We start from the raw sequence: 19,600 nt of genomic DNA on the forward strand, positions 1-19,600 counted from the left end.
CGCCGCGCCGCGATCTGGAGCCGTCGTCCGGGGCGCGGGGGGCTCCGGCCGGTAGTCTGCGCCTTTCTGACGTGGCGGTGGCCGGCGACGGCGAGCGACGGGAGCGGGAAGCATGGGCAGTCCTCCGATGATCGACGGCGCGTTCGCCCGCTGGCTGGCGGCGCGCGCCGGGCAGGCGCTGATGAACCTGCGTACGGAGATGGGCTTCGCCGACCCGGGGGCGTTGAAGTCGGCCGGGGACAAGGTCTCGCACGACCTGATCCGTACCGAGCTGGCGAGGTGGCGGCCGGCGGACGCGGTGCTGTCGGAGGAGGACGAGGGCTCCCGGCTGGCCTGGACGGCGGAGGTGAGCCCGGACGCGGTGTCCCGGCTGACCGCCGACCGGGTGTGGATCGTCGACCCGTTGGACGGCACCCGCGAGTTCGCCGAGGAGGGCCGCGCGGACTGGGCGGTGCACGTGGCGCTCTGGGCGCGCAACGCGCCGACGCCGCACGGGCTGGTCGCCGGAGCGGTGGGGCTGCCGGCGCAGCACCGGGTGCTGGCCACGGACTACCCGCCGGCGTACCCGCCGATGACGCTGGAGGCGGCGACCGCGCCCGGTGGGCGGACCATCCGGCTGGCGGCGAGCCGCAGCCGGCCGCCGGTCTTCCTGACCGACCTGGCGGAGGATGTCGGGGCGCACCTGGTGCCGATGGGCTCGGCGGGCGCGAAGATCGCGGCGGTGGTGACCGGGGAGGTGGACGCGTACATCCACGCCGGTGGCCAGTACGAGTGGGACTCGGCGGCACCGGTCGCTGTGGCGACGGCCACCGGGCTGCACGCTTCCCGGATCGACGGTTCTGCGCTGAAATACAACGAGGCCGACCCGCGCCTACCCGACCTGCTGGTCTGTCGCAAGGATCTCGCCAGTCGGTTGCTTGCAGCGTTGCAGCGGCATTCCGGGTAGCCTGAACGTTCTTCTTGACGAGTCCGACCGGAAAGGTCTGGAATTCGATGAACGGATTCGTGTCGTGACGGCCCCGGCCGCGTACCAGGTCTCCCACCTCGACGCGCTGGAGGCGGAGAGCATCTTCGTGATGCGCGAGGTCGTCGCCGAGATGGAGCGTCCGGTGCTGCTGTTCTCCGGTGGCAAGGACTCGATCGTGATGCTCCGGCTGGCCCAGAAGGCGTTCGCCCCGGCCAACATCCCCTTCCCGGTCATGCACGTCGACACCGGGCACAACTTCGCCGAGGTTCTCGAATACCGCGACCAGCGGGTCGCCGAGCTGGGCCTGCACCTGATCGTGGCCAGCGTGCCGGAGGCCCTGGCCGCGGGGCTGGTCCGCGAGTCGGCGGACGGGATGCGCAACCGGATCCAGACCCCGGTGCTGCTCGACGCGGTGGAGAAGCACCGCTTCGACGCGCTGTTCGGCGGCGCCCGGCGGGACGAGGAGAAGGCCCGGGCCAAGGAGCGGGTATTCAGCTTCCGCGACGAGTTCGGCCAGTGGGACCCGAAGAACCAGCGTCCGGAGCTGTGGTCGCTCTACAACGGCCGGCACCACCCGGGCGAGTCGATCCGGGTCTTCCCGCTGTCCAACTGGACCGAGCTGGACGTGTGGCACTACATCGCCCGGGAGCGGATCCCGCTGCCGTCGATCTACTACGCGCACGAGCGCGAGGTGGTCGAGCGGGACGGCATGCTCTACGCGGTCAACGAGTTCATCCGGCCCAAGGCGGGCGAGGAGCGGTTCAAAGCGCAGGTGCGCTACCGGACCGTGGGCGACGCCTCCTGCACCGCGGCCGTCCGGTCGGACGCCGACACGGTGGAGAAGGTGATCGAGGAGGTGGCCGCCACGCGGATCACCGAGCGCGGCGCGACCCGCGGCGACGACCGGGTCAGCGAGGCCGCCATGGAGGACCGCAAGCGGGAGGGCTACTTCTGATGAGCGTCGAGACCCTGTCCCCGGCCGCCACCGGCGCCGAGGCCCGGCCGATGGACCTGCTGCGCTTCGCCACCGCCGGCAGCGTGGACGACGGCAAGTCGACGTTGATCGGCCGGCTGCTCTACGACACCAAGTCGCTCTTCACCGACCAGTTGGCCGCGGTCGAGGCGGTCAGCGCGGCCCGGGGCGACGAGTACACGAACCTCGCGCTGCTCACCGACGGCCTGCGGGCGGAGCGGGAGCAGGGCATCACCATCGACGTGGCGTACCGCTACTTCGCCACGCCGCGGCGGAAGTTCATCATCGCCGACACCCCCGGGCACATCCAGTACACCCGGAACATGGTCACTGGCGCCTCCACCGCCGACCTGGCGCTGATCCTGGTGGACGCCCGCAAGGGGCTGGTGGAGCAGTCCCGCCGGCACGCGTTCCTCTGCTCGCTGCTGCGGGTGCCGCACCTGGTCCTCTGCGTCAACAAGATGGACCTGGTCGACTGGTCGGAGGAGGTGTTCGAGCGGATCGCCGCCGAGTTCACCGCGTTCGCCGCGAAGCTCGAGGTGCCCGACCTGACCGTCATCCCGATCTCCGCGCTGAAGGGCGACAACATCGTCTCCCGTTCGGAGAACATGCCCTGGTACGAGGGCCCGTCGTTGCTGCACCACCTGGAGCGGGTGCACATCGCGTCCGACCGCAACCTGGTCGACGTGCGCTTCCCGGTGCAGTACGTGATCCGACCGCAGTCCACCACCGTCACCGACTACCGGGGGTACGCGGGCCAGGTCGCCTCGGGTGTGCTCAAGCCCGGTGACGAGGTGATGGTGCTGCCGTCCGGCTTCACCAGCCGGATCGCCTCCGTGGAGACGGCGGACGGCCCGGTGGCGGAGGCGTTCCCGCCGATGTCGGTGACGGTCCGGCTGACCGGCGAGATCGACATCTCGCGCGGCGACATGATCTGCCGGCCGAACAACGCCCCGGCCGTCGCGCAGGACATCGAGGCGATGGTCTGCTGGATGGATGAGACCCGCCCGTTGCAGGTCGGCGGCAAGTACGCCATCAAGCACACCACCCGCTCGGCCCGGGCGATCGTGCGCGGCCTGCACTACCGGCTGGACATCAACTCTCTGCACCGGGACGAGGTGGCCGGCGAGCTGAAGCTCAACGAGATCGGCCGAGTCCGCCTGCGCACCACCGTCCCGCTGCTGGCGGACGAGTACCGCCGCAACCGCACCACCGGCGGCTTCGTGATCATCGACGAGACCACCAACCGCACGGTCGGCGCCGGCATGATCGTCGAAGCCGGCTGACCGTCCCAGGGGCGCTGATTCACGGAAAGAGTGGCCATGCACGCGAGGATGGCCACTCTTTCCGTGAAAGAGGCCGCACCGGCGGCGTGGAGTGTGGGGGCGGGTCAGTCGAGGCGGGCGGCGCCGGCGGTCGGCAGGACGGTGACGGTGCCGGGGACGGCGAAGCCGCGTTCGGCGTACGCGGCGGTGACGGCGGCCGCCACGGCGTCGGCGGAGTCCGCGTCGACCAGGGCGAGGACGCAGCCGCCGAAGCCGCCGCCGGTCATCCGGGCCCCGTACGCCCCGGCGGCGAGGGCCGCCTCGACCGCGGTGTCGACCTCCGGCACGGTGATCTCGAAGTCGTCGCGCATCGAGGCGTGCGAGGCGGTCAGCAATGGGCCGATGTCGCGTACCCGGCCGGCGCGCAGCAGGGCGACGGTGTCGAGCACCCGCTGGTCCTCGGTGACCACGTGCCGGACCCGGCGGCGGGTCTCGTCGTCGGGCAGCTCGCTCAGCGCCGCGTCGAGGTCGGCCACGGCGACGTCGCGCAGGGCGGGCACCCCGAGGATCCGCGCCGCCTCCTCGCAGGACTTCCGGCGGGCGGCGTACTCGCCGTCGGCGTGCCGGTGCGGGGCGCGGCTGTCGATCACCAGCATGGCCAGCCCGGCGGCGTCCAGGTCGAACGGGATCTGCTCGACCTCCTCGGTGCGGCAGTCCAGGAAGAGCGCCTGCCCCGCCCGGCCCCGGATCACCGCCGACTGGTCCATGATCCCGGTGGGCGCGCCCACGTACTCGTTCTCGGCCCGCTGGGCCAGCCGGGGCCACCGCGCGGCCGGGAGGTCCAGGCCGCCCAGCTCGACCAGGGCGGCGAGCACCGCGGACTCGATGGCCGCCGACGAGGAGAGCCCGGAGCCGACCGGCACGTCGGAGGCGATGGCGAGCCGGGCGCCGGGGACGGGTTGGCCGGCGGCCCGCAGCGCCCAGACCACCCCGGCCACGTAGGCGGCCCAGCCGGTGACCCGGCCGGGCTCGTCGGCCTCCTCCGGCCCGAACTCGACCGGGTCGTCGTCCAGCTCCGACCAGACCGTCCAGCGTTCGTCGTCCCGTCCGGCGGCGGCGACCACGGTACGCAGCGGCAGCGCGAAGGGGAGCACGAAGCCGTCGTTGTAGTCGGTGTGCTCGCCGATCAGGTTGACCCGCCCGGGAGCCGCCCAGCGGCCGGTCGGCTCCCCGCCGTACCGCTGCCGGAAGCCGGTGGTGGCGCGGGCGGCGACGTCGCCGGACGGCGCGGGCGGCGTCGTGGCGGCCGCGGCCGTCAACGCTGCCCCAGGACGTGCTCGCGGTAGAACGCCCAGGCGTCGCCGACCATGTCCTGGAGGGTGGGCTTGGCCGGCGCCCAGCCGAGTTCGGCGCGGGCCAGCGCGGAGGAGGCGACCAGCTCGGCGGGGTCGCCCTCGCGGCGCGGGGCCACCTCGACCGGCACCGGGTGGCCGGTGACCTCGCGGACCACCTCGATCACCTGCCGGTTGGTGAAGCCGTTGCCGTTGCCCAGGTTGTAGATCCGGTGCCGGCCGGGCGTCGCGGCGTCGAGTGCCAGCAGGTGGGCCCGGGCCAGGTCCTCGACGTGGATGTAGTCGCGGACGCAGGTGCCGTCGACGGTGGGGTAGTCGTCGCCGAAGAGCTGGAGCTTGTCGCGGCGGCCGGCGGCCACGTCGAGGGCCAGCGGGATGAGGTGGCTCTCCGGGTCGTGCCGTTCCCCGATGGCCCGCCCGTCGTGCAGGTACGCCCCGGCGACGTTGAAGTAGCGCAGCGAGATGGCGGCCAGGTCGTGCGCGACCGCCTCGGAGGTGAGCGCCATGTCGACGGCCAGCTTGGTCGCCCCGTAGGTGTTGGTGGGCGCCTTGACGGCGGTCTCCGGGATGGGCAGCTCGGTGGGGTTGCCGTAGACGGCGGCGGTGGAGGAGAAGACCAGCCGGGGCACCCGGGCGGCGCGGATCGCGTCGAGCAGGGCGAGCGAGCCGACCGTGTTGGCGTGCCAGTAGAGCTCGGGCTTGACCATCGACTCGCCGGCGGCGATCAGCGCGGCGAGGTGCAGCACGCCCTCGAAGCCGGCGTCCGGGGTGAGCACCCGGGCGGCCTCGTGCACCGGCAGGTCGACGTGGGTGGCCTCGGGGGCGAGGGCCTGCCGGTGGCCGGTGCGCAGGTCGTCCAGGACGGTCACGTCGTGGCCGTGGTCCAGCAGCATCCGGGTCACCACGCTGCCGATGTAGCCGGCGCCGCCGGTGACGAGCAGTTTCACGTCGGGTCCTCCCTGCCTGGCCGGGCCCCGTGCCGGCCGTCCGTCGACCACCCTAGGGCCGCCGGCTGTGCCTCCGCTGCCCGCTGCCCACCGCTATTTCACCATGATCCGCCATGATTGAACAGATCCGAACATCGCCGCAGGCGCACGGCGGGCGCTGTCTACCATCCTTAGTCATGCGGGAGGCAGGCGGTCCCGGGTCCCGGCGACGACCGTCGGGGCGGCCGCGACGCGCACCGGGACCGGTCGCCCGGACCGTCGCCCGTCTGGTGGTCCGCGCCGCCGACGGCGCCACCCGCCTGGTCACCGACCTGCTCGGCGCCAGCCCGGCCGCCGGCCGGGAGCGGATCAGCGAGGCCGAGCTGCGCGACCTGGTCGCCGCCAACACCGTGCTGGATCCCGACGAGCGGCGGATCATCGACGAGGTGCTGGTGGCCGGCGCGCGGCTGGTGCGCGAGGTGATGGTGCCGCGGACCGAGGTGGTGTTCCTCTCCGCCGGGCTCACCCTCGCCGAGGCGGAACGGCTGGTACGGGCCGAGACGCACACCCGGTACCCGGTGGTCGACGGCACCCACGACGACGTGGTCGGCTTCGTCCACCTGCGGGACGTGCTGCTCCGCCCCGAACGGGACCGCTGCGCCACGGTCGGGGAGCTGACCCGCGAGGTGAAGCGGCTGCCCGGCAGCAAACTCGTGCTCGCCGCGCTCACCGAGATGCGCCGGGAGGGGCACCACCTGGCCGTGGTGGTCGACGAGTACGGCGGCACCGCCGGCATCGTGACCTGCGAGGACCTGGTCGAGGAGCTGGTCGGGGAGATCCACGACGAGTACGACGACGGCCCGCCCGACCCGGCGCACGCCGGCCTGCCCGCCGTCGTCGACGGCCGGCTCAACCTGGCCGACTTCGCCGAGCGCACCGGGGTCCCGCTGCCCGTCGGGCCGTACGAGACGGTCGGAGGGTACGTGATGGCCGCCCTGGGCCGGCTCCCGGTCGCCGGCGACGAGGTGCCGGTGGCCCCGGACCGGGACGGCGCGGGTGGACCCGATCCGGAGGACCCGCCGGACGGGTGGCTGCTGCGGGTGCTCGCCCTGGACGGACGGCGGGTGTCCCGCCTGGCGGTCTCCGCCGCGCGTCTGCCGGAGCAGCGACGCGAGCTCACCGCCCCGGTGGCCCCCGCCGAGCGCCGACCCGCCGGCCCGTCATGACGTACGCCGCGCCTTGCTGACAGAATTGCCGCCATGTCCGACGTACCCGCCCGCCCGCGCGTCTTCTCCGGCATCCAGCCGACCGCCGACTCGTTCCACCTCGGCAACTACCTCGGCGCGCTGCGGCACTGGGTGGCCCTGCAGGACAGCCACGACGCGTTCTACTGCGTGGTGGACCTGCACGCGATCACCGCCGGGCACGAGCCGAAGGTGCTCAAGCAGCGCAGCCGGGTGGCCGCCGCGCAGCTCTTCGCGCTGGGCATCGACCCGGAGCGCAGCACCCTCTTCGTCCAGTCGCAGGTGCCCGAGCACCCGCAGCTGGCCTGGGTGCTCGGCTGCATCACCGGCTTCGGCGAGGCCAGCCGGATGACCCAGTTCAAGGACAAGTCGCAGAAGCAGGGCAGCGAGCGGGCCAGCGTCGGCCTCTTCACGTACCCGATCCTGCAGGCCGCCGACATCCTGCTCTACCAGGCCCACGCGGTGCCGGTCGGCGAGGACCAGCGGCAGCACCTGGAACTCTCCCGGGACCTGGCCCAGCGGTTCAACTCGCTGTTCGGGCCGACCTTCACCGTGCCCGCGCCGCACATCGTCAAGGACACCGCGAAGATCACCGACCTGCAGGACCCGACGGCCAAGATGTCCAAGTCGTCCTCCTCCCCGGCCGGCATCATCGACCTGCTTGAGGAGCCGGCCCGCTCGGCCAAGAAGATCCGCTCCGCGGTCACCGACACCGGCCGCGAGATCGTCTTCGACGCCGAGGGCAAGCCGGGGATCTCCAACCTGCTCACCATCTACTCGGCGCTCTCCGGCCGGAGCATCGACGACCTCGTGGCCGCGTACGACGGCAAGGGCTACGGCGACCTGAAGAAGGACCTCGGCGAGGTGGTCCGGGAGTTCGTCACCCCGATCCAGGAGCGCACCCGCGCCTACCTGGACGACCCGGCGCAGCTCGACAAGCTGCTCGCGCACGGCGCGGAAAAGGCGCGGGCGGTCGCCGCCGCGACGCTGGCGACCGCGTACGAGCGGATCGGCTTCTTCCCGCCGGTCCGGGCCGAGTAGCGGCCCGGACGCGACGGGACGGGTGGGGAACAGTCGGTGGCCGGAGGGGTGGCGCGAAGCGTGGATCGCAGGGACGGGGCGCCGGACGACGGTGACACCATCCAGATCGGGATCGCGGTGGACGTCCCCGAGCCGTGGGGCGGGATGCTCACCCGTCGCCGGGTCGAGGCCGGCGACCCGCAGGCGGTCCCGGCGCACGTCACCCTGCTCGGGCCCACCGAGATCCCGGTGAGCGCGCTGCCCGCCGTCGAGGCGCACCTGGCCCGGGTGGCCGCCACGCACCTGCCGTTCACCCTGCACCTGCGGGGCACGGGCACGTTCCGGCCGGTCACCCAGGTGGTCTTCGTGGCGGTGGCGGCCGGGATCAGCGAGTGCGAGCTGCTCGCCTCCGCCATCAACTCGGCCCCCGAGCTGCAGCGGGAGGCGCGCTTCCCGTACCACCCGCACGTCACGGTGGCCCAGGACGTCCCACCCGAGGTGCTCGACAAGGCGTACGAGGACCTCGCCGACTTCTCCGCGCTGTTCGAGGTGGAGGCCTTCACCCTCTTCTCGCACAGCGGGGCGACCCGGTGGCAGCCTCGCCGGGACTTCCGGCTCGGCGGCTGAGCTGAGCACCCGGCCGGCCTGCCCCCGGGGCGACGGGGGATCGGCGAGGATGACGTGGTGAACGTGATCGGCCGGATCGAGGCCGCGGCGAACCGTCGGATCGACGCCGCGCGCGACCGGCTGCCGGCCTTCGACCACCTGTGGCGGGCCGGGACGCTCTACGCCGACGTGCTCGCCGGCCGGCTCGCCGCCGCGATCGCCTACTACGGCTTCTTCGCGGTGTTCGCGCTCGCCCTGGTCGCGTACTGGGTGTTCGGCGCGATCCTCGAGGACAACGACGAGGTGAGCCGGGCGGCGGCGGACTTCCTGGAGCGGAACCTGCCGTTCCTCGACCCGCAGCAGATCGCCCGGAGCAGCAACACCGTCGGCGTGGTCGGCCTGATCATCCTGGTCTTCACCGGGATCGGCTGGGTGGAGGCGATCCGCTCCTCGCAGCGGCTGATGTACGGCCTCAACCAGCAGCCCGGCAACCTGGTGGTCCGCCGGCTGGTCGACCTGGGCGTGCTCGTCGCGGTCTTCGTGCTGCTCGGCGTCTCGGTGGCCGCCGTCGACGCGCTGGGATCGTTGCTGCGCTTCCTGCTGCGCAGCACCGGGTCGGTCGGCCTGACCACGGTGAGCGCGGTGCTCAGCGTGCTGGTCAACGCGGTGCTGGCGGTGGCGCTGCTGGTCGCGGTGCCCCGGCTGCGGATGAGCCGGCGCCGGCTGCGGCCGGTGGTCCTGGTGGTGGCGATCGGCATCACCCTGCTGAACACTGTCGGGCGCTACTACGTGGTCCGCACCGAGCGGAACCCCGCGTACACGGTGGTGGCCACCGCGGTGGGGCTGCTGCTCTACCTCTACCTGCTCAACCAGTTGGTGCTCTTCGGCGCGGCGCTGGCCGCCACCAGCCGGTACGGCCGGGTGGTCGACCTGGCCGAGGGTGCCGCCGCCCGGGAGGTGGACGTCGAGGTGGACGAGGAGACCGACCCGGGTACGCCGGGAGGGGCGGGATGACCACGCGGATCCGGATCGACCCGGCCTCGGCGGTACCCCCGTACGAGCAGGTGCGCGGGCAACTCGCCCGGATGATCGGCGACGGCCGGCTGCCGGTGGGCATCCGGCTGCCCGCGGTCCGGCAGCTCGCCACCGACCTGGGGCTGGCGGTGAACACGGTGGCCCGGGCGTACCGGGAGCTGGAGGGGGCCGGGCTGGTGGAGACCCGGGGCCGGCACGGCACCGTGGTCGCGCCCGGCCGGGACGATGCCACCGACCGCCTGCACCGCGCCGCGACCGAGTACGCCGCCGAGGCGGTCCGCCTGGGCGTCCCCCCGGACCGCGCCCTCGCCCTCGTCCGCGCCGCCCTCGACGCCACCGCACCATGACGCCGCCCCCCCGTGCCCCGCGCGGCGAGGTGAGGGGGTGTCATGAGCACGACATCTGAAGAAGCGGCAGTTGGGGTGAATGCGGCCCATGTTCGGCCGGACAGCGACCATGATGGGCCGGTGGGCGCACTCGTGACACTGGACCTGCCGGACGACTCCCCGATGCTCGGCCTGCCGTGGATCATCACCTTCGGCCCGCTCGGCGACGAAGACGAGTGGGAGCCGGTGGTTTGCGGCCCGTACGAGCGGCCGCACGCGCTCGCCCTGGCCGAGGCGGTGGTGGCCGAGGAGCAGTTGATGGCGGTGGTGGAGCCGCTGCTGCCGGCGCTGACGCCGGAGGAGATCCGCAGCGAGATCGCCGCCGCGCAGATCGCGGCCGAGGACGAGGCGGCCCGGACCGACCAGGCGGACCTCTACGGCGACTTCGAGGACGTCATCGACGAGGAGTTGGAGCTCGCCGCCGAGCGGGAGCCGGAGCCGTCACCGGTGACCGCGCCGAGCCGGGACGAGGTGCGGGCCGGCTTCGCGCGGATCGCCAAGCTGCTGACCGGCAAGGACTGAGCGCGCCTCACCGGCGCGGTGCGTGGTCGAGCACGCAGAGCTCGTTGCCTTCCGGGTCGGCCGGGACCACGAAGCCATCGAGGCTGTACTGCGCCACGTGTGCGCTCATCCCCGCTTGGTACCCCGCGCTCCCCGGTGGACACCGGCCCCTCGGGAAGTACTTCCCGAGGGGCCAGCGCCACCTCACCCCCCACCACAAGGGGTCGGTAGCCCAGCCGCCCGTCGGCGCGAAGCACAACGGACGACCAGGTCAATGGCGGGTTACCCGGCTCATCGCCGTTCGAACCACGCAGCCGCGTCCACCGGCAGGACGTGCCCGTCACCCTGCTCGGTGAGGTCGGCGCTGGCGACGATCGGCCGGCCGTAGCCGCGGACCGTCGTCGCCGCGCCGCTGATGTTGACCACACAGGTCAGCTCGGCGTCGCCGGCGCTGCGGCGGAACGCCAGCACCCCCGGCTCGGTCTCCAGCCAGGTGATGCCGTCGGTGCCGGCCAGCGCCGGGTGCTCGTGCCGGATGCGCAGCGCGGTCCGGTAGAGCTCCAGCGTCGAGCCGGGCAGGCCGGCCTGGGCGGCCACCGAGAGGGCCCGCCAGGTCGCCGGGGCCGGCAGCCAGCTCAGCTCGCTGCCGTCCGGGCCGAAGCCGTACGGGGCCAGCTCGCCGCTCCACGGGATCGGCACCCGGCAGCCGTCCCGGCTCTCCCCGGTACGCAGGAACGCCGGGTCCTGGCGCAGCTCGTCGGGAAGGTCCAGCACCTCCGGCAGGCCCAGCTCCTCGCCCTGGTAGACGTACGCGCAGCCGGGCAGGGAGAGCATCAGCAGGGCGGCGGCCCGGGCCCGGCGGAGCCCGAATTCGCCGTCGCCGTACCGGGTGACGTGTCGCTGCCGGTCGTGGTTGGAGAGCACCCAGGTGGTCGGGGCGCCGACGATGGTCGACTCGGCGAGCGCGGTGTCGATCACCTTGCGGAACGAGTCGGCCGACCAGGTGGCGTCAAGGAAGTCGAAGCTGAACGCCTGGTGCAGCTCGTCCGGGCCGATGTAGCGGGCCAGCCGCTGCGGGGTCTCCGCCCAGGCCTCGGCCACCGCCATCCGGCCCCCCGGGTAGCTGTCCAGGATCGGCCGCCAGGTGCGGTAGATGTCGTGCACCTCGTCCTGGTCGAAGTACGGCAGCTTGCCCTTGCCGAGCAGCTCGGACTGGCGCTGGCCGGTGGTCATCGAGTTGAAGCCGACGTCCGGCAGACCCTCGGCCTTGATCATCCCGTGCGCCACGTCGATCCGGAAGCCGTCCACCCCCCGGTCCAGCCAGAACCGCAGGATGTCGTGGAACTCGGCCTTTACCTCGGGGTGGCGCCAGTTCAGGTCGGGCTGGGCCGGGTCGAACAGGTGCAGGTACCACTGGCCGTCGGCGACCCGGGTCCAGGCGGGGCCGCCGAAGATGCTCTCCCAGTCGTTCGGCGGCAGCTCGCCGTCCTCGCCCTTGCCGTCGGCGAACAGGTAGCGCTCGCGCTCGGCGGAGCCGGGGCCGGCGGCCAGCGCCGCCTGGAACCACGGGTGCGCGCTGGAGGTGTGGTTGGGAACCAGGTCCACGATGATCCGCAGGCCCAGCGCGTGTGCGTCGGTGATCATCGCCTCGAAGTCGGCGAGCGTGCCGAAGAGCGGGTCCACGTCCCGGTAGTCGGCCACGTCGTAGCCGGCGTCGATCTGCGGCGAGGTGTAGAAGGGGGTCAGCCAGAGCGCGTCCACGCCCAGTTCACGCAGGTACGGCAGGCGCTGCCGGATGCCCTCGAGGTCACCGACGCCGTCCCCGTTCGCGTCGGCGAAGCTGCGGACGTACACCTGGTAGACGACCGCGGATCGCCACCAGTCGAGGTCGGAGGTCGGCGGGGTCGGGTCGGTGGCGGCGGTCATCGGTGACGATCCCCGTTCTCTGGCAAGGGACGGCGGCACCCCGCACGGACGGGTGCCGGGCGCGGGGTGTCTGAGCAGAATGCCGCCCGAGCGCTGCAAGAGTCAAGCATTCCTTGCGCAAGAAATGACGGCAATCACGCTGCGGCATCTCGGGGTCTCCCGGATGCGGGAAGCCGCTGGACGCGGCATCCCGAGTGAATCAGCGCCCGAGCGGGCCGCGCCGGGAGCTCGCCCGGGCCGGGTGGGCGGTGGTCAGGCCGGGATCGCGAGCGACGACGGGGCCGGGCGCTGCCGCTGCGGGCCGGCGCCACCGGGGGCGGCGCCCGCCTCGCGGGCCACCGCGGTGGAGCCACGCACCACCAGCTCCGGGCGGAACAGGTACTCGGAGTGCGGGGCGGCGTGCCCGTTGATCTCGTCGACCAGAGCCCGGACCGCGGCCACCGCCATCGCGGCGACCGGCTGGCGCATGGTGGTCAGCGGTGGATCGGTGAAGGCCATGAGCGGGGAGTCGTCGTAGCCGACCACGGAGACGTCGGTGGGGACGGCGAGGCCGCGCTGGCGGGCGGCCCGGATCGCGCCGAGGGCCATCAGGTCCGAGCCGCAGACGATGCCGGTCACGCCGCGCTCGATCAGCCGGCCGGCGGCGGCCTCGCCGCCCTCGACCCCGAAGAGGGAGAGCTCGGCAAGCTCGCCGGCCTCCGCCTCGGTGGCGCCGACCAGGCGGGTCATGGCGGTGCGGAAGCCGGCCACGCGGCGCTGCACCGGCACGAAGCGGTCCGGGCCGGTGATCAAACCGATCCGGCGGTGGCCGAGCGCGACCAGGTGGGCGACGGCCAGTTCGGTGGCCTCACCGTCGTCGCAGGAGACGAAGGGCGCCGCGATGCCGGGCGCGTACCCGTTGATCATGACGATCGGCAACGGGCGGGCGATCAGCGCGCGGTACCGGTCGTGGTTGGCGGCGGTGTCGGCGTGCAGGCCGGAGACGAAGACGATGCCGGAGACCTGGCGGTCCAGCAGCATCTCGACGTACTCATCCTCGGTGACCCCGCCGGGGGTCTGGGTGCAGAGCACCGGGGTGAAGCCGCTCTGCGCCAGCGTCGACTCGATGATCTGGGCGAAGGCCGGGAAGATCGGGTTGTCCAGCTCCGGCACGACCAGGCCGACCAGGCCCGCGCTGCGCTTGCGCAGCCGGGCGGGGCGCTCGTAACCGAGCACATCGAGGGCGGTCAGGACGGCCTGCCGGGTCTCGGGGGCCACGCCGGGGCGGTCGTTGAGCACCCGCGACACCGTGGCCTCGCTGACTTCGGCCTGTTGGGCGATGTCGGACAGTCGAGCGCGCATGGCGGCACTTTAGCTCAACGGCAAAGTCTTGCGTACACTCCTGCAAGCCCTTCCATTCCCTGCAACCTCTTGCTAACGTCCCCGCAACATGCGTGAGCAGCGGCGCGGCACCCTAGCGCCGGTCAGCAAGAAATTACAGGGGTTTTCCACTGGTGGCCGCCCTTCCCCCGGCGGGCCGCCATGACGACAGGAGTACCGATGCGCATCCGTACCGCGGGTGTGGTCGCTGTTCTCGGCCTGGCGCTCGCCGCGTCCGGCTGCGGCAACAGTGGCAGCGACAAGCCGGCCGCCAAGGAGTCCGCCAAGGCCACCGGCGGCAAGCTGGTCATCTGGGCCGACGACAAGCGGACCGCGGCCCTGAAGCCGTTCGCCGAGGAGTTCGGCAAGGAGAACGGCGTGACCGTCGAGGTCCAGGCCGTCTCCAAGGACCTGCAGACCAACTTCGTCACCGCCTCGCAGCAGGGCAGCGGCCCGGACGTCGTGGTCGGCGCGCACGACTGGATCGGCAACCTGGTCCAGAACGGCGCCATCGACCCGGTGCAGCTCGCCGCCGAGCAGAAGAGCGCGTTCAACGAGACCGCGATCAAGGCCGTCACCTTCAACGGCCAGCTCTACGGCGTCCCCTACGCCACCGAGAACGTCGCGCTCATCCGCAACACCGAGCTGGCCCCCGAGGCGCCGAAGACGATCGAGGACCTGGTCACGACCGGCAAGAAGCTCAAGGCCGAGAAGAAGGCCAGCGAGATCCTCTGCCTCCAGTCCGGCCAGAACGGCGACGCGTACCACATCTACCCGCTGTACACCTCCGGCGGCGGCTACCTGTTCGGCACCGCGGCCAACGGCGACTACGACCCGAAGGACCTGGGCGTGGGCAAGCCGGAGTCGATCGCGGCCTTCCAGAAGATCGCGAAGCTCGGTGAGAAGGGCGAGGGCGCCCTCAAGCGCTCCATCACCGGCGAGAACTCCATCGCCACCTTCACCAGCAAGAAGTGCGCGTTCCTGGTGTCCGGCCCGTGGGCCATCGCCGACGCCAAGAAGGCCAACATCAAGTACGACATCTCCCCGGTCCCCGGCTTCGCCGGTGGCAAGGAGGCCCAGCCGTTCGTGGGCGTCCAGGCGTTCTACGTCGCCGCCAAGGGCAAGAACAAGGCCCTGGCCCAGGAGTTCGTCACCAACTACGTGACCAAGCCGGAGCTGGCCGTCGCGCTGTACAAGGCCGAGCCGCGCCCGCCGGCGCTGACCGCCGCCTTCGACCAGGTCAAGGGCGAGGACCCGGACCTGGCCAAGTTCCAGGAGGCCGGCAAGAACGGCCAGGTGCTCCCGGCGATCCCGGCCATGGCCGCGATCTGGGACCCGTTCGGCAAGGCGGAGGCCGCCGTCATCGGTGGCGCCGACCCGGCCAAGACGATCACCGCCGCGGGCAAGACCATCGCGGGTCAGATCAAGTAATGAGCACGTCGCTGTCCGGCCCGGGGTCCGCCACGCGGACCCCGGGCCGGGAGCCCGTTCGCAGCGGGCTCCCGCGCAAGCCCCGTACCGCGCGGAACCACGCGCCGATCACCGCGACCGGCCTCGTCGTCAAGGTGGTCCTGCTCGGCCTGATCGCCGGGATCGCGATCTGGGCGGCGTTCCCGCTCATCGAGGCCGAACACTGGATCGGGCTGGGTGTCCTGGCGGTCACCACCGCCGGCCTGTTCTACCTCTACCTCACCCGGCGGCACATCCCGGCCAAGTACCTGATTCCCGGCACGCTCTTCCTGCTCGCCTTCCAGGTCGTCCCGATTCTTTACACCGCGACCACCGCCTTCACGAACTTCGGCGACGGCCACCGCGGCACCAAGGATGACGCGATCGTCGCCATCCAGACCTCCTCGGTGAAGCAGGTCCCCGGCTCCGCCGAGTACTCCCTCTCCATCGCCACCAAGGGCGACCCGCAGACCGGCGCCCTGGTCTTCCTGCTCAGCGACCCGAAGACCAAGGACGTCTTCGCCGGTGACGCGGGCGGGCTGCGCAAGCTCGACGCCGGTCAGGTGACGGTCAGCCCCACCGGCAAGATCACCGCCGCCGGCGGGTACACCGTGCTCAACTTCGGTCAGTCCAGCGGCCGGAGCAAGGAGATCACCGATCTGGTGGTGCCGACCTCGGGTGGGGCGATCCGCTCCAACGGCCTGTCGCGCGCCTACGAGGGCAAGGCCGTCCGGGCGTACGACGCCGGGTGCGACTGCGTCAAGGACACCGAGACCGGCAAGACCTGGACCGCCGACGAGAAGACCGGCTCCTTCGTCGCCGCCGATGGCGAGCGGCTCGCCCAGGGCTGGAAGGTCAACGTCGGGTTCAAGAACTTCAGTCGGGTGCTCACCGACCCGAACATCTCCGGCCCGTTCTTCGGCACGCTGCTCTGGAACTTCGCCTTCGCAATCGGCTCGACCGGGCTGACCTTCCTGCTCGGCATGGCCGTCGCGCTCGCCCTGCACTCGCCCCGGATGCGCGGCACCAACCTCTACCGGGTGCTGCTGATCCTCCCGTACGCCATGCCGTCGTTCGCGATGCTGCTGGTCTGGCGGGACATGTTCAACACCGACTTCGGCCTGATCAACAACCTGTTCGGGCTGGGCGTCGACTGGTTCGGCGGGGCCTGGACCGCCCGGATCGCGGTGCTGCTCGTGCAGCTCTGGCTGGGCTACCCGTACATGTTCCTGGTGGCCACCGGCGCGCTCCAGGCGATCCCGCGCGAGCTGACCGAGGCCACCTCGGTCGACGGCGCATCACCATGGCAGTCGTTCCGAGCGGTCACCCTGCCGCTGCTGCTGGTCGCGCTCTCGCCGCTGCTGATCTCGTCGTTCGCGTACAACTTCAACAACGTCAACGCGATCCTGTTGACCACCGAGGGCGGGCCGTTCCCGGCGGACAACCCGACCAACGGCGCCACCGACCTGCTGATCACCTACACCTACCGGCTCGCCTTCGGCGCCCAGGGCGCCGAGTACGGCTTGGCCACCACGGTGTCGGTCTTCATCTTCGCGATCGTGGCTGTCGTGGCGACCGTCAGCTTCCGGCGGACCCGCAAGTTGGAGGAGGTGTACTCGTGACGACCTACGCGGACGCCCCCGTCGCCAACCGCAACGCGAAGGGGAAGTCGAGAAGCCGCTGGTTCGCCCAGGTGGGCTGGCGGCACCTCGTCGGGGTGCTGGCGGTCATGTTCAGCCTCTTCCCGATCCTGTTCGTGCTCTCCGCGGCGCTCAACCCGCTGGGCACGCTCTCCTCGACCGAGCTGCTGCCGACCGGGGCGTCGTTCGAGAACTTCACCAACCTGTTCGACAAGACCGCCTTCGCCCACTGGTTCCTCAACTCGCTGTTGCTCGCCGGCGTGGCCAGCTTCGCGTCGATCTTCCTGTCCGCGCTCGCGGCGTACGCGTTCTCCCGGATGCGCTTCGCCGGCCGGCGGGTCGGCCTGCTCACGCTGCTGCTGATCCAGATGTTCCCGCAGTTCCTGTGCATCGTGGCGATCTTCCTGATCTTCACCACGGTCACCGATCTCTGGCCGGCGATCGGCTTCAACACCCCGTGGGGTCTGTTCCTGCTCTACATGGGCACTGCCCTCGGCGCGAACACCTGGCTGATGAAGGGCTTCTTCGACACCCTGCCGAAGGAGCTGGACGAGTCGGCGACCATGGACGGCGCCTCGCACGCCCAGGTCTTCTTCCGGATCATCCTGCCGCTGGTGGCGCCGATCCTGGCGGTGACCGCGCTGCTGTCGTTCATCGGCACGATCAACGAGTTCATCATCGCCAACGTGTTCCTCACCCAGCCGGAGTCGAAGACCCTGGCGGTCGGCATGTTCGGCCTGGTGGCCGGTGAGCGCAACAACAACTTCGGGATGTTCGCGGCGGGCACGCTACTCACCGCGATCCCGACGGTGCTGGTGTTCCAACTGCTCCAGCGCTACATCGTCTCCGGCTTGACAGCCGGGGCCGTCAAGGGCTGAGCCTCCTCGGCTCACGCTGCGGCAAGGGCGTCGTGTCGGCGTACACCGGAGCGGTTTCCGGGCGGACCGCCGCGGTCGGGTGACCGACCGCGGCGGGTGCCCGCCCCACTCCCTGTCGGAACGACGCGAAGGCATCGCCATGTCTCTCCAGCCGCACCACGACGGATCCGCCACCTACGTCCCCGAGCAGGAGCCCGCGCTCGGGCAGACCGTCCCGGTCTTCGTCCGGGTGCCGGCCGGCACCGACGTGCGCCAGGTGCACGTCCGGACCACCGGCGACGGTGAGCCCCACTTCGCCGAGGCCGTCGTCGACCGCACCGACGGCGGTGACGTGTGGTGGCGGGCCGACGTCGAGGTCCGCAACCCGGTCAGCAACTACCGCTTCCTGCTCGAGGGCGCGAAGGGCTACCGCTGGCTCAACGGCGCCGGCCTGGTCGACCACGACGTGCCGGACAACGGCGACTTCAAGCTGGTCAGCTACGCCCCGCCGCCGGCCTGGGCCCGGGCCGCGGTGATCTACCAGATCTTCCCGGACCGGTTCGCCCGCTCGGCCGCCGCCGGCGGCCGGACCGCCCCGGACTGGGCCATCCCCTGCGACTGGGACACCCCGGTGATCGGGCGCGGGCCGGAGACGCCGCGCCAGTTCTACGGCGGCGACCTGGACGGCGTCACCGAGCGCCTGGACCACCTGGACCGGCTCGGGGTGAACACCGTCTACCTCACCCCGATCTTCCCGGCCCGCTCCAACCACCGGTACGACGCGGCCAGCTTCGACACCGTGGACCCGCTGCTCGGCGGGGACGCCGCCCTGGCCCGGCTCGCCGAGGCGGTGCACGCCCGCGGCTGGCGGCTGCTCGGTGACATCACCAGCAACCACACCGGCGACGCCCACGAATGGTTCACGCGGGCCGTCGAGGACGTCCACGCGCCCGAGCGGGAGCTGTACTACTTCGACGCGGTGACTGGGGACTACGAGTCCTGGAACGGGGTCAAGTCGCTGCCGAAGCTGAACTGGGGCAGCGCGGAGCTGCGCCGGCGCTTCGCCACCGCCGAGGACTCGCTGCTGCGCCGCTGGCTGCACCCGCCGTACGGGCTGGACGGCTGGCGGGTCGACGTGGCGAACATGACCGGCCGGCGGGGCGCCGACGCGTACACCCACGAGGTGGCGCGGCTGCTGCGCGAGGTGGTCGCCGACACCCGGGCCGACGGGCTGCTGCTCGCCGAGCATGGCCACGACCACACCGGTGACCTGGACCGGGACGGCTGGCACGGCACCATGAACTACGTCGGCTTCACCGACCCGGTCTGGTCCTGGCTGCGCCAGGGCGACCAGCCGGTGCCGAACTTCCTCGGCACCCCGGGCGGGGTCCGCCGGCGGGACGCGGGCGCGGTGCTCGCCACCATGAACACCTACCGGTCGCTGATCTCCTGGCGCTCGTACGTGCACTCCTGGCAGCTGCTCGGGTCGCACGACTCGGCCCGGATCCGGACCGTGGTCGGCGACGCGGCCCGGCAGGAGGTGGCGGCGGGCCTGCTCGCCACCATGCCGGGCACCCCGGTGATCTTCGCCGGGGACGAGCTGGGCCTGACCGGCACCAACGGCGAGGGCTCGCGTACCCCGATGCCGTGGCACCGGCCGGAGAGCTGGGACCGGCGCACCTTCGACGCGTACCGGTCGCTGCTGGCGCTGCGGCGGGCGGAGCCGGCGCTGCGGCACGGCGGCCTGCGCTGGGTGCACGCGGACCCGGACACCCTGGTCTTCCTGCGCGAGTCGCCCGCTGGCACGGTGCTGGTGCTGGCCCGCCGTGCGGCCGGCGCCCCGGTCCGCCTGGCCGGGCTGCCGGCCGGGGACAACGTGTACGGCGGCGCCCCCGCCCTGCGCCCGGACGCCGACGGCACGGTCACCCTCCCCGCCGACGGCCCCACCTTCCAGGTCTGGCGCCTGGCCTGAGGCCCCGGTCGCGGCAAGATCGCGCTCCGGCCGTGGGGGGGGGGGGGGGGGGGGGGGGGGGGGGGGGGGGGGGGGGGGGGGGGGGGGGGGGGGGGGGGGGGGGGGGGGGGGGGGGGGGGGGG

General features: G+C 72.3%; 17 protein-coding genes. 13 read left to right on the forward strand and 4 right to left on the reverse strand.

What is annotated here, in order from left to right:
- Nucleotides 1-112: 112 nt before the first annotated feature.
- The 3 genes from ACZ6S5_RS19085 (at nt 113) to ACZ6S5_RS19095 (ending at nt 3,226) form a co-directional block, all read left to right on the forward strand.
- Nucleotides 113-946: a 3'(2'),5'-bisphosphate nucleotidase CysQ gene (locus ACZ6S5_RS19085; RefSeq protein WP_466002090.1), complete on the forward strand. Its 834-nt coding sequence runs from the start codon at nt 113-115 to the stop codon at nt 944-946.
- Nucleotides 947-1,010: 64 nt separating this feature from the next.
- Complete coding sequence (gene cysD / locus ACZ6S5_RS19090) at nt 1,011-1,922, forward strand: sulfate adenylyltransferase subunit CysD (protein WP_466002092.1); 912 nt, start codon at nt 1,011-1,013, stop codon at nt 1,920-1,922.
- Nucleotides 1,922-3,226 (forward strand): sulfate adenylyltransferase subunit 1, encoded by a 1,305-nt coding sequence (locus ACZ6S5_RS19095; protein WP_466002094.1) that lies wholly within the window; start codon nt 1,922-1,924, stop codon nt 3,224-3,226. Before cysD ends, ACZ6S5_RS19095 begins: the two co-directional genes overlap by 1 nt.
- Before the next feature lie 104 nt (nt 3,227-3,330).
- Here ACZ6S5_RS19095 and galK read toward each other — a convergent pair whose 3' ends face one another.
- Both galK and galE read right to left on the reverse strand, forming a co-directional pair.
- The gene (gene galK, locus ACZ6S5_RS19100; RefSeq protein ID WP_466002096.1) at nt 3,331-4,524 is read right to left on the reverse strand and encodes a galactokinase; all 1,194 of its coding nucleotides are present in this window, start codon (nt 4,522-4,524) and stop codon (nt 3,331-3,333) included.
- The gene (galE, locus tag ACZ6S5_RS19105; RefSeq protein ID WP_466002098.1) at nt 4,521-5,504 is read right to left on the reverse strand and encodes a UDP-glucose 4-epimerase GalE; all 984 of its coding nucleotides are present in this window, start codon (nt 5,502-5,504) and stop codon (nt 4,521-4,523) included. The genes galK and galE overlap by 4 nt, the downstream gene beginning before the upstream one ends.
- A 176-nt stretch (nt 5,505-5,680) precedes the next feature.
- On the opposite strand from galE, the gene ACZ6S5_RS19110 reads away from it, so the two are divergent.
- The 6 genes from ACZ6S5_RS19110 (at nt 5,681) to ACZ6S5_RS19135 (ending at nt 10,296) form a co-directional block, all read left to right on the forward strand.
- Entirely contained in the window at nt 5,681-6,709 is a 1,029-nt protein-coding gene (locus tag ACZ6S5_RS19110; RefSeq protein ID WP_466002100.1) for a hemolysin family protein, read from the forward strand.
- Between the two features lie 33 nt (nt 6,710-6,742).
- Complete coding sequence (trpS, locus tag ACZ6S5_RS19115) at nt 6,743-7,768, forward strand: tryptophan--tRNA ligase (protein ID WP_466002102.1); 1,026 nt, start codon at nt 6,743-6,745, stop codon at nt 7,766-7,768.
- 60 nt (nt 7,769-7,828) lie between these two features.
- Entirely contained in the window at nt 7,829-8,374 is a 546-nt protein-coding gene (locus ACZ6S5_RS19120; protein WP_466002104.1) for a 2'-5' RNA ligase family protein, read from the forward strand.
- Nucleotides 8,375-8,431: 57 nt separating this feature from the next.
- On the forward strand, nt 8,432-9,367 hold the full coding sequence (locus tag ACZ6S5_RS19125) for a YihY/virulence factor BrkB family protein (RefSeq protein WP_466002106.1): 936 nt from the start codon (nt 8,432-8,434) through the stop codon (nt 9,365-9,367).
- Entirely contained in the window at nt 9,364-9,735 is a 372-nt protein-coding gene (locus ACZ6S5_RS19130; RefSeq protein ID WP_466002108.1) for a GntR family transcriptional regulator, read from the forward strand. Before ACZ6S5_RS19125 ends, ACZ6S5_RS19130 begins: the two co-directional genes overlap by 4 nt.
- 120 nt (nt 9,736-9,855) lie before the next feature.
- Nucleotides 9,856-10,296, forward strand: coding sequence for a hypothetical protein (locus tag ACZ6S5_RS19135; protein ID WP_466002110.1), 441 nt, complete (start codon nt 9,856-9,858; stop codon nt 10,294-10,296).
- A 270-nt stretch (nt 10,297-10,566) separates the two neighbouring features.
- Here the strand turns inward: ACZ6S5_RS19135 and ACZ6S5_RS19140 are convergent, their stop codons facing one another.
- Nucleotides 10,567-12,201, reverse strand: coding sequence for a glycoside hydrolase family 13 protein (locus ACZ6S5_RS19140; protein WP_466002111.1), 1,635 nt, complete (start codon nt 12,199-12,201; stop codon nt 10,567-10,569).
- A 252-nt stretch (nt 12,202-12,453) separates the two neighbouring features.
- Nucleotides 12,454-13,542, reverse strand: a complete 1,089-nt coding sequence (locus ACZ6S5_RS19145; RefSeq protein WP_466002113.1) for a LacI family DNA-binding transcriptional regulator — start codon at nt 13,540-13,542, stop codon at nt 12,454-12,456.
- A 198-nt stretch (nt 13,543-13,740) separates the two neighbouring features.
- On the opposite strand from ACZ6S5_RS19145, the gene ACZ6S5_RS19150 reads away from it, so the two are divergent.
- The 4 genes from ACZ6S5_RS19150 (at nt 13,741) to ACZ6S5_RS19165 (ending at nt 19,478) form a co-directional block, all read left to right on the forward strand.
- Nucleotides 13,741-14,991: a sugar ABC transporter substrate-binding protein gene (locus tag ACZ6S5_RS19150; RefSeq protein ID WP_466002115.1), complete on the forward strand. Its 1,251-nt coding sequence runs from the start codon at nt 13,741-13,743 to the stop codon at nt 14,989-14,991.
- Complete coding sequence (locus ACZ6S5_RS19155) at nt 14,991-16,631, forward strand: ABC transporter permease subunit (protein ID WP_466002117.1); 1,641 nt, start codon at nt 14,991-14,993, stop codon at nt 16,629-16,631. Before ACZ6S5_RS19150 ends, ACZ6S5_RS19155 begins: the two co-directional genes overlap by 1 nt.
- 107 nt (nt 16,632-16,738) lie before the next feature.
- Nucleotides 16,739-17,527, forward strand: a complete 789-nt coding sequence (locus ACZ6S5_RS19160) for a sugar ABC transporter permease (protein ID WP_466002137.1) — start codon at nt 16,739-16,741, stop codon at nt 17,525-17,527.
- 139 nt (nt 17,528-17,666) lie between these two features.
- Nucleotides 17,667-19,478, forward strand: a complete 1,812-nt coding sequence (locus ACZ6S5_RS19165) for a glycoside hydrolase family 13 protein (protein WP_466002119.1) — start codon at nt 17,667-17,669, stop codon at nt 19,476-19,478.
- Nucleotides 19,479-19,600: the final 122 nt, after the last annotated feature.

It is taken from the genome of Micromonospora sp. NPDC051924 (genome assembly GCF_055586005.1).